The 10,701-nt window shown below is 45.1% G+C and carries 8 protein-coding genes and 1 pseudogene; 6 read left to right on the top strand and 3 right to left on the bottom strand.

The window, feature by feature from the left end:
- The 5 genes from B9J87_RS12560 to B9J87_RS12540 form a co-directional block, all read left to right on the top strand.
- Nucleotides 1-718: NAD-dependent epimerase/dehydratase family protein (locus B9J87_RS12560; protein WP_094151051.1), on the top strand; the 718-nt coding region annotated here is incomplete at its 5' end.
- Complete coding sequence (locus B9J87_RS12555; RefSeq protein WP_094151050.1) at nucleotides 715-1,263, top strand: sugar transferase; 549 nt, start codon at nucleotides 715-717, stop codon at nucleotides 1,261-1,263. The genes B9J87_RS12560 and B9J87_RS12555, both read left to right, overlap by 4 nt.
- Before the next feature lie 80 nt (nucleotides 1,264-1,343).
- The gene (locus B9J87_RS12550) at nucleotides 1,344-3,284 is read left to right on the top strand and encodes a polysaccharide biosynthesis protein (RefSeq protein WP_094151044.1); all 1,941 of its coding nucleotides are present in this window, start codon (nucleotides 1,344-1,346) and stop codon (nucleotides 3,282-3,284) included.
- Between the two features lie 206 nt (nucleotides 3,285-3,490).
- Nucleotides 3,491-4,807, top strand: coding sequence for an MBL fold metallo-hydrolase RNA specificity domain-containing protein (locus B9J87_RS12545; protein ID WP_094147550.1), 1,317 nt, complete (start codon nucleotides 3,491-3,493; stop codon nucleotides 4,805-4,807).
- Nucleotides 4,808-5,034: 227 nt separating this feature from the next.
- The gene (locus tag B9J87_RS12540) at nucleotides 5,035-6,924 is read left to right on the top strand and encodes a methyl-accepting chemotaxis protein (RefSeq protein ID WP_094151042.1); all 1,890 of its coding nucleotides are present in this window, start codon (nucleotides 5,035-5,037) and stop codon (nucleotides 6,922-6,924) included.
- 66 nt (nucleotides 6,925-6,990) lie between these two features.
- On the opposite strand, the gene B9J87_RS12535 is transcribed toward B9J87_RS12540, so the two are convergent.
- Nucleotides 6,991-8,226, bottom strand: coding sequence for a mechanosensitive ion channel family protein (locus tag B9J87_RS12535; protein ID WP_017045418.1), 1,236 nt, complete (start codon nucleotides 8,224-8,226; stop codon nucleotides 6,991-6,993).
- Between the two features lie 168 nt (nucleotides 8,227-8,394).
- Nucleotides 8,395-9,321 (bottom strand): D-2-hydroxyacid dehydrogenase, encoded by a 927-nt coding sequence (locus tag B9J87_RS12530; RefSeq protein ID WP_094151040.1) that lies wholly within the window; start codon nucleotides 9,319-9,321, stop codon nucleotides 8,395-8,397.
- A 71-nt stretch (nucleotides 9,322-9,392) separates the two neighbouring features.
- Here B9J87_RS12530 and B9J87_RS12525 point away from each other — a divergent pair, with 71 nt between their 5' ends.
- Nucleotides 9,393-9,980 (top strand): YjaG family protein, encoded by a 588-nt coding sequence (locus B9J87_RS12525; protein WP_094151038.1) that lies wholly within the window; start codon nucleotides 9,393-9,395, stop codon nucleotides 9,978-9,980.
- A gap of 536 nt (nucleotides 9,981-10,516) precedes the next feature.
- Here the strand turns inward: B9J87_RS12525 and B9J87_RS12520 are convergent.
- A pseudogene (locus B9J87_RS12520) lies at nucleotides 10,517-10,701 on the bottom strand (IS4 family transposase); the annotation flags it as partial.

Here is a 10,701-nt window from a genome sequence, read left to right as displayed (position 1 = left end):
TTATAAAAAAGTTAATACACTAGGAACCGTAAACTTAGCTAAACAAGCGGTCCAATCGGGAGTAAAACGATTTATTTTCATAAGTACTATTAAAGTTAATGGTGAAGTGACAAACGCAGGTCAGCCGTTTACTTCAAATGATAGACACATGCCTGAGGATTTTTACGGAAGATCCAAATCTGAAGCAGAAAAACAGCTTTTACAACTTTCCCAAGACACGGGGATAGAAGTTGTAGTTATTCGTCCAACATTGATTTATGGACCAGGCGTAAAAGCCAATTTCGCTTCTCTGATGAACTTAGTTTCAAAAGGTATTCCATTACCGTTTGGTTGTGTCACCAACAATAAGCGTAGTTTGGTATCTGTCGATAATTTGGTTGATCTTATCGTTACTTGTATTGAGCATCCCAAAGCAGCTAATCAAGTTTTTTTAGTTTCTGATGATCATGATGTTTCTACCTCTGAGATGGTTAGGCTGATGGCTTTGTCCCTGGGCAAATCGACATGGCAGCTGCCAGTTCCAAAGTGGTGTTATAAACTTGCTGGAAAAGTATTTGGTAAGCAAGATGTTGTGGATAGACTGCTTGGTTCATTACAGGTGGATATTACTCATACGAAAAAAACATTAGATTGGACACCTCCTCAAACGTTAGAGGAAGGCTTTAAAAAAACGGCAGAAGCCTTTCTTCAGTCAAAAAATAACAGTGGTAATATATGATTCGTCTTTTAGATTTCCTAGCCGCCTTCTTTGGCTTGCTGTTTCTGTGGCCAGTGCTATTGATTGTCACCATTATTGGCCTCTTCGACACAGGTTCGCCGATTTTTGTTCAAACTCGAGTAGGCAGAAATAAAAAGCCATTCAAGTTGATTAAGTTTCGTACCATGTCGGTAGAAACCAAGTCTGTAGCAAGCCACTTGGCGAACAATGCGTCAATCACTAAACTCGGTGCTTTTCTTCGTAAAACCAAAATCGATGAATTACCTCAGTTGATTAACGTGGTGAAAGGTGAAATGAGCTTGGTGGGGCCGCGTCCAAATTTGTTCAACCAAGAAGAACTGATTAAAGAACGTGATGCATTAGGGGTATATGATGTTCTACCTGGTATCACTGGCCTTGCTCAGGTGCAAAATATTGATATGTCTACACCGCAGCTATTGGCAAAAACAGATAAGCAGATGATTGATACCTTGACGTTAAAAGATTACTTCAAGTACATATTAATGACAGCAACGGGCAGTGGTAGTGGTGATGCTGTGAAGTAACACTGCTTTCAATTTATCTACAAAGACTTTTTAAACCAACGCCAGTACAATACTGGCGTTGGTTTATATAGAGAAATAATATGGCTAGGCTGAACTTTATCTGGAACTTATCGCGGGTTAATAAGCGCATTATTAGTGTCATTATTGACCTTTTCTTTATCGTCTTCTCTTTTTATGCTGCTTATTGGGTAAGAATTGGTGATATTGTTTTGATCAAATCACCAACGGTTCCTTATCTTCTGGGTTGTGTTGCTATCATCACCATCCTTTCTTTCACACGGCTTGGGCTTTACCGTGCGGTATTGCGTTACCTTACTTTTCATGCGTTAGCGGTGGTCAGTATTGGCACGGTGATTTCAGCGGCTTCTGTTGCCGTTCTTGCATTTTATTTTAGTGCGCCTATTCCGCGTTCTTTACCCATTATTTACGGAACCTTTCTCTGCCTTTTGTGTGGAGGCTCGCGACTTATTGTTCGTGTGCTCGTTGCCCAACTCAATGGTCAAGGAAACAAGCCAGTGCTGATTTATGGGGCAGGCTCAGCTGGAAGGCAGCTTGCACTAGCGCTCAGAAATTCGGAAACTCATAAAGTAGTAGGGTTTATTGATGAAGATAAAACCCTTGAAAACACCGTGATTATGGGGTTGTGTGTACATAATGTTGGTCATGCAGATAGGTTAGTTGCTAAGCATAATGTAAAGCAGATACTACTCGCAGTGCCAAGTGCTTCGCGTGCTCGAAGAAAGAAAATATTGGAGTCCTTGGTTCACCTTTCAGCGGAAGTACTTACCGTACCAGATATGAAAGATATTGTTGAAGGTAAGGCGAGTATTGATGAGCTAAAAGACGTTGCGATCGAGGACTTACTTGGGCGAGATCTGGTTACACCACAGCGCTCGTTAATGGAAGCAAACATTAAAGATAAAGTCGTTATGGTCACCGGGGCTGGGGGCTCGATTGGCTCAGAGCTGTGTCGACAAATTATCCTCAGCCAGCCGAAAAAGTTGATTCTTTTTGAGTTGTCTGAATTTGCGTTATACCAAATTGATCGAGAGCTTAGTCAACTTATTGTCCGCAAAAAACTAAATATTGAAATCGTACCTCTGCTTGGTTCTGTTCAGCGTATTAATCGTTTATCAATGGTGATGAAAAGCTTTAGCATTCAAACCATTTACCATGCCGCCGCCTATAAGCATGTTCCTTTGGTTGAGTTCAACGTAGTGGAAGGGGTACGAAACAATGTGTTTGGTACATACTACACTGCAAAAGCTGCAGTGGAGGCTCAGGTTGAGTCCTTTGTGCTTATCTCTACAGACAAAGCAGTTAGGCCTACTAATGTAATGGGTACGACTAAGCGCATGGCTGAATTAGGTTTACAAGCCTTGGCAGAGCAAGAAAATGAGAAGCCTAAAGGCACCCGTTTTTGTATGGTGCGTTTTGGTAATGTGCTGGGTTCCTCTGGTTCCGTGGTACCACTGTTTAAAAAACAGATAGCAACAGGCGGCCCTTTAACTGTTACTGATCCTGAAATAACGCGTTATTTTATGACCATTCCAGAAGCCGCACAGTTAGTGATCCAAGCAGGAGCGATGGGCAAAGGTGGTGATGTCTTCGTTCTCGATATGGGGGAATCTGTGCGTATTTCAGATCTTGCCAAAAATCTTATTCAGCTTTCTGGGTTGGAAGTGAAAGACGAATCTAACCCATACGGTGACATTGAGATAAGTTATACCGGGCTACGCCCTGGAGAGAAGCTGTATGAAGAGCTTTTGATTGGTGACAATGTTGAGAATACGGCACATGAACGAATCATGACTGCGACAGAAGTGAACTTACCGTTACCTCAATACATGCATCTTTTGGAAGAGCTCGATATTGCTTGCCATAACTTTGATCATGAGCGGATCCGTGAGCTGCTGCTTGAAGCACCGACAGGTTTTACCCCTAGTGATGGTATTTGTGATTTGGTGTGGAAGAGGAACAATTCAGGAGAAATTCCAGAAGAGAGCTTAGTGACGTACTAATTAAATTAGATTACGGTATCAAAAAAGGGTTTATCATATTGTGATGAACCCTTTTGTGTTTTAGGGCAAAAATATTAGTGGCCTATACATCGGTTAGAATGAAACTTTGTCAGCTGTGACGAATTTTTTAACAGACCATATGTTGTGATGAATAAATAGCGCGCACTATCGATTCAATGACGCCATAAAAAATGAAAGGATTGAATATGCAGATCATCCACCACGGTGGAAAAGAGACCGTCACGGGCTCTTGTCATGAGCTGAGGCTTGGGAAGAAAGGGATTTTGGTTGATTGCGGCTTATTTCAAGGGCGTGATAGCCGACCAATGGCGATTGATTTTCCATTAACTCATCTGCAGGCGTTGTTGTTAACTCACTCGCATATTGATCACATCGGCCGTATACCTTGGTTATTAGCGGCTGGTTTTCATCAGCCTATTTATTGCACACCCGCTACCGCAGAATTACTCCCATTAATGTTAGAAGATGGGTTAAAGCTTCAACTTGGCTTAGGGCAAGCACAGCGTACAAGAATATTAGAAAGGCTGAATAAACAAATAAAGCCGGTGAATTATGGCGTGTGGCAGCGTATTTCTCGTGATTTAGACAATACTTATTTTCGCTTTACGCCTGCGGGCCATATTTTAGGCTCAGCGTTTATTGAAGTGAAACTGCCAAATAATGAAATTGTCTTGTTTTCAGGGGATTTAGGTCCCAGCAACACACCGTTATTGCCAGACCCAGTCTCTCCGCCTCGCGCTGATTATCTGCTGATTGAATCAACCTACGCGAACAAAACCCACGACAATGTGCAGCTGCGGGCGCAGCGCTTAAAGGACATCATCAACCGTTCTTTACAAGACGGTGGCACCATTTTAATTCCAGCATTCAGTGTGGGCCGAACACAAGAGCTGCTGTTTGATATTGAACAATTGATCTTCAGCGGTGAAATCGATGGCAATATTCCGATTATTTTAGATTCACCCATGGCGCAACAGGTGACGAAATCTTACCGAAAGTTTAAAAAATTGTGGGGAAAAGAGGCGAAAAAGCGTTTGGATGCACAAAGACATCCGCTTGCGTTTGAACAGTGTATTACCGTTCAAGATCATCGAAGCCATCAAGCATTGGTCAACCGTTTAGCCTCAACAGGGGAAGCGGCGATTGTGGTGGCCGCGTCTGGCATGTGTGAAGGTGGCCGAGTGATGGCCTATTTAAAAGCGCTGTTGCCTGATAAAAGAACCGATGTGATCTTTGCGGGCTTCCAAGCTCAAGGCACTCTGGGTCGAGCAATTGCGCAAGGAGATCACTCGGTGATGATCGATGGCGATGACGTGCTTGTGGATGCACAGGTTCACAGTATGTCGGGTTATTCTGCCCATGCCGACCAAGCCGATTTGTTGCGCTTTATTGAGGGCATTGCGACTAAGCCTAAGCAAATTCATTTGATTCATGGAGAGCCCACCACAAAGCAAGCTTTTGCGGTTACGTTGCGCAGTTTAGGTTATGAGGTGATAGATTGAGCGCAATGTTTTGCCGTGTTAATTGCATTGTTAATAGCAGTAACTTACTTTTAATAGGTGTAAAAGATTTGTATCCATTAGCAACTAAACGATAACGCTTTGTGGCTTAGATTGTGGCTTGGACTTTTTGTCGGTTAATTACGACGCGGTGTGAGTGCAAAGTGTACATGTGTAGTGGGCGATTCTTACAAACAAAACCTAATCTATTTCACCAATGGGGGTGAGTTGTGAATCTATCGTTAAAAGGTAAGTTGATAATGACAAGTTTGCTTGTTGTTATTGTGATGGCGGTGGTGTTGACGTTACTGTCGGCAAATTTATTGAAAGATGAAACGGAGAGTGGCATCAAGGAAAGGGTGTATGGTATCTCGAAATCGGCAACGAGTTCGATTAGCCAATGGTTGGATGTTCGTAGCAAAGTTATTAGCGCGGTGATCCCTCACACAATGAAGGAAGATTCACTGCCTTTTTTACAGCAAGCTCAGCAAGGCGCACAATTTGATTTACTCTACTTCGGCACTGAGCAAGGCACCATGCACCGTTCTATTCCGTCTCGAGGCGCAGACAATGCAAGCTATGATCCTCGGACAAGAGGATGGTATCAAGAAGCGAAAAATAGCTCCGGCACGATATTAACTGCCGCCTATGCTGATGCGATCACGGGCGCTTTGATGGTAACGCTCGCTGAACCGATTAAGAAAGACGGACAGTTTTGGGGCGTTATTGGTGCTGATGTGTTAATTGATCAATTGGTGAAGGATGTCATTGCGATTGATGCAGGGGCAAAATCAAACGCTATGTTGATCAACCGTGATACAGGGTTAATTGTTGCACACCGTAATAAAGATTTGATTCTCAAACCGCTGGCTTCTTATAGCCCTAACCTAACGCAGCAAGTCATCGACCGCTCAATGGCAGAGAACAAAATACAAACCGTGATGGTTGGTGATGTCGAAAAATTATTATTCTTTACTGCCGTTCCTGAGACTGACTGGGTGCTCGGCATTGAGCTCGATAAAGAGGTGGAGTACACCAATATTGGCGCTCTCTTTATGCAATTAACCTCGATATCAGTCGCCATTACAATTTTGGTCGTGATCGTGTTTTCGGCATTGGTTGGCTTCTTACTGCGTGACTTGGGCCGAGTCTCCCAAGCATTAGCGGAAATTGCAGACGGTGATGCTGACCTTACGCAGCGCATTGAACCACGTTATCAAGATGAAGTAGGCGCACTGGCGAATAACTTTAATCAGTTCGTCGGTAATATGCACGGCATGATCAAGCGTTTCCATGAAGTGTCGCAAGGGTTAACACTGCAAGCAGAAAACACCGCAGCGCAAGCCCATGAACGTACCCGACGCATTATGGTGCAACAAGATGAAATCAACATGGTGGCCACTGCGATTAACGAAATGGCGGCCGCAACGCAAGAGATTGCAGGCAATGCAGATAATACAGCGGCCACCTCTTTGGATACGGTGAAAATTTCTAACCACGGCGTTGAGCAGGTGAAAAATACTCAACAGTCGATCAGTGAGTTGTCGAAAGAGATGACGGTAGCCAAAGAAGTCATTGAGAACTTGAACCAGCATGCACAAAACATCAATACGATCTTGTCAGCGATTCAGGGCATTGCTGAGCAAACCAACTTACTGGCACTGAATGCGGCGATTGAAGCGGCAAGGGCGGGTGAGCAAGGGCGTGGATTCGCGGTGGTAGCGGATGAAGTTCGGGTACTCAGCCAACGAACGCACAGTTCGACGCAAGAGATTCAACAGACGATTGAAACGTTGCAGAAAACCACGACTCAGGCCGTGAACATCATGACTGAGAGTAGCAAGCTTTCCGAAAGTAGCGTGGAAGATGCTAACGTGGCCGCGCAAAGCTTAGTGAAAATTGGTGAAGCGGTCGGCACGATCAGCGATATGGCAACCCAAATTGCAACCGCCGCAGAAGAACAGGCGTCAGTCACAGAGGAAATTACGCGTAATACCCAAGGTATACGCGACGTCTCTGATGAACTGGCAAAAGAAGCGCAAGAAGCTTCCCAACAAGCTGAATTGCTTTCTAGCTTATCTAAAGAGCTTCAACAAGAAATTAACCGCTTTAAACTGTAACCCTTCTCGATCACTTTACGATTAACCCTCCCCCATTAGGGGGAGGAAACTCAGGCAATGTCATGTTTACCTTGCGAGTGCTTGAAAGTCACTGCCAGTTGGCGCTTGAGAAACGCGTAGGCCGAAGTCGGGCAGTACGGAGTAAATGTGGTCAAAAATATCCGATTGAATACCTTCATACTCGACCCACACGACCGTATTGGTGAAACAATAGATTTCCAGCGCGACGCCATCGTGCGTGGGGGCCAGTTGGCGCACCATTAATGTCATGCCTTGGTGAATTTGGGGATGGTTACGCAAGTAACGTTCTAGATAGGCACGAAAACTGCCAATGTTGGTTAAGCGGCGGCCATTGATACGGCAGGCTAAATCGAGTTGGCTCATCTGATTATAGGCGTTGAGCTCTTGTTCTTTTTCGGCCAAGTAGGGCTCTAAAAGTTGTGCTTTGCGTAGGTAGCTTTGCTCTTCTGGCGTCAGAAAGTGAATGCTATTGGCATCAATTAATACGCTGCGTTTAATGCGTCGGCCGCCTGATTCTTGCATCCCTTTCCAGTTTTTAAACGAATCAGAGATCAAGGCATAAGTCGGAATAGTGGTGATGGTTTTATCCCAGTTTTGCACTTTGACTGTGGTCAGGCTAATGTCGATGACGTTACCGTCTGCGCCATATTTGGGCATTTCGAGCCAGTCACCGACGCTTAGCATTTGGTTCGCTGAAAGCTGAATCCCCGCCACTAACCCTAAAATCGGGTCTTTAAATACCAGCATGATGACCGCGGTCATCGCACCTAAACCGCTCAGCAGTAGCACTGGTGATTTGCCAATTAAAATCGACGTCGCAAACAGTGCGGCGATAACAAATGCGATGATTTTGATGCTTTGAATAATGCCTTTGAGCGGAATATTACGGCTGGTTGCGCTGCGATAAAGTAACGTTTCCACCACATTGAGCAGGGCGTAACTGCTTAATAAGCCAAATAGAATAATCCACAGTAAGGTCAGTGTATGCAGCAGTTCGTAAGTCGCACTGGCGTGGCTAAGCCATAACTGAGTTTGGATTGAAATGACAATCCCTTGAATTAACAAGGCAAAGCGGCTGAAAAGCTTTTTGCTAAACAGAATGTTTTGTAAAACTTGTGCGTTCGTTGTGCGCCGCTGTAACCATAGGCTCACCCCTCGGTGCAACACTAAATGGATAACGATAGAAATAAGCGCGATAAGCCCAAGTGCTTCAGCAATCGGCAGCAGTTGTTCTAAATTAATGTTCAGTGATTGTAGCCACGAAGTGATGGCTGAAGGCATGATTTGCTCCTTGTGTCATTAGGCGATACCGTTCCTGTTTTACCGCATTAACCCGTGTTCGATGCGGCAGTGTATTCTCGACAGCAATGGCAAGTGGTTTGCGTGTCTATAGTAACATTGAGTTAAGGTTTCCCTAGGCTTAGTGCCGATTATTAACCGCTATTTGACCTAATAGCCTTTTTCAAAATCAATTCTGTTTTCAAGTTGGAACCCGTCGCGCCACAAGCCGTAATTACGGGTGAAAATCTCCACCACTTGCTCAGGAAAACTCACTGCCGCGATGTGCGGGGTAAGGCTAATGGCAGGGTGCGTCCAGAACGGGTGATCTTCGCTTAATGGCTCTTTTTCAAATACATCGAGGTAGGCGTGTTGAATGTGCCCCTCTTCAATCAATGCAATCAAATCACTCTCAACAAGGTTTTTACCGCGCCCGACATTAAACAGCAATGCATTGTGGCAATGGCTCAACGTACTTTGATTGAGCAAGCCTTTAGTGTGCGGCGTGTTGGGTAACGTACTGACCACAACCTCCGCGTGAGCGAGGGCAGTAGCAAGCTCGTTAATGTGATAGGTTTTATCAAAACCCCCGTTTTTGGCTGGGATGCCAGTGCGGTTGACGCCAATCACGTGCAAACCAAAGGCTTTGGCTACTTTCGCTAAATGGCTGCCAATCGAGCCTGTGCCGAGGATTACCATGGTTTTATCATTGATCGATTGATAAGGGTGGGTTTGCCACTGTTTGGCCGCTTGTTGCTGCGCGTAGCAAGCAAAGTGGCGAAAGTGTGCAATCAGGTTGCCCAGAACGTATTCAGCAATTTGCTGGCCGAAGATGCCTTTAACGTTGGTGAGCTCATAATCTTGACGAAGTTGCGGCGAGATTAAGGTGTCGACGCCTGCATATTCCGAGTGCAACCATTCCAGTTGCGGAAAATCGTCCAAATACTTTGCTGCCAGTGGTGGCGCGGCCAGCAAAATGGTTGCTTCGCTGTGATCGTCAGTGATGGCTAAGCCGCTCAACTGCGCCTGTTCAATCGCTTGTCGATAAATATCGTTGTGTTCGGTCAGAATATAGAGTTTATGAGTGAAATTGTTCATCGGCTTTGCTTTTTTCCCTGTTGGTTATCAAGTACACTTCCGCTGTCTTTTTCTGCTGCGATTGAGTGATTATGCTACAAAACCCTCTGCAGGTTCGTCTTGAGAAATTTGAACCTTGGCAACAAATTACTTTTATGGCGTGTTTGTGTGAACGTATGTACCCGAACTATGCCATGTTTTGCGACAATACTGAATTTGCTCACACGCGAGTATATCGAGATATTCTCGACAGTGTTTGGGAATTGCTCACGGTAAAAAGTGCCAAAATCAATTTCGAGAACCAATTGGAGAAGTTGGAAGAGATCATTCCAAGCTCAGAAGATTTTAATGTTTACGCTGTGTACCCAGCAATTGATGCGTGTGTGGCTTTGTCTCACCTACTTCACGGCCTGCTTGATCGCGATTATCTGTATGAAAACATGCAAAAAATCAGTCAGGTATCGGTGCTGACAGTGGCGCAGTTAGAAGAAGCGCAAACGGGCGAAGAGATCACCAACGACAATCAAAAACAAAATGAAGCGGTCTGCGCCGAATGGGATGTGCAGTGGGCTATTTTCCGCCCTTTGCGTGAAGCCGTAGAGCGAGATATTGATTTGATTAAAGACCTACGCCAAGAGCTACGCGACGAAGGCGTGAGCAACATTGGCGTGAGTTTGTAGTACACCCCCTCCTAACCTCCCCCTAGAAGGGGGAGGGACTAAAAGCGCTCTCGTCTACCTTGAAGGGGAGAGACTAAAAGCATGTTCGTTGTGGGTGCTGAAATGTGCTGATTACAGTGATCGCTTTTAAATTCCGTACATCCACCTAACTTCCCTCCAGAAGGAGAGGGGCTAAAAGCGGCCTCGTCTCCCTTGAAGGGGGGAGACTAAAAGCATGTTCGTTGTGGGTGCTGAAATGTGCTGATTTCAGTGATCGCTTTTAAATTCCGTACATCCACCTAACTTCCCTCCAGAAGGAGAGGGGCTAAAAGCGGCCTCGTCTCCCTTGAAGGGGTGAGACTAAAAGCATGTTCGTTTTGGGTGCTGAAATGTGCTGATTTCAGTGATCGCTTTTAAATTCTGTACACCCCCTCCTAACCTCCCCCTAAAAGGGTGAGGGACTAAAAGCGTTCGTTTCGGTGCCGAAAGGTGCTGATTACAGTGATCGCTTTTAAATTCCCTCCCCTTTGAGGGGAGGGTTAGGGTCTGTCTCTTGATCACAAGTCTGGTGAATCAAGAGACTTAGCCAGTTCATACCCTTCAAGGATGGTTTGTAACCTAAACCATCCTTGCCATAATGTCTTTATAGAAGCACGACCCGTTCGCTTTGTATTCTTCCAACCCCCTAATCGAGCAATACCTCTGTAAGCCCATGATATGTCCGGAGCTTCCTTCGGTAGCC

This window comes from Vibrio sp. V19_P1S1T109, from assembly GCF_002241375.1.
GTDB lineage: Bacteria > Pseudomonadota > Gammaproteobacteria > Enterobacterales > Vibrionaceae > Vibrio > Vibrio anguillarum.
The sequence above is the reverse complement of the archived record's forward strand: the minus strand, read 5'-3'. Positions and strand labels throughout refer to the sequence as shown.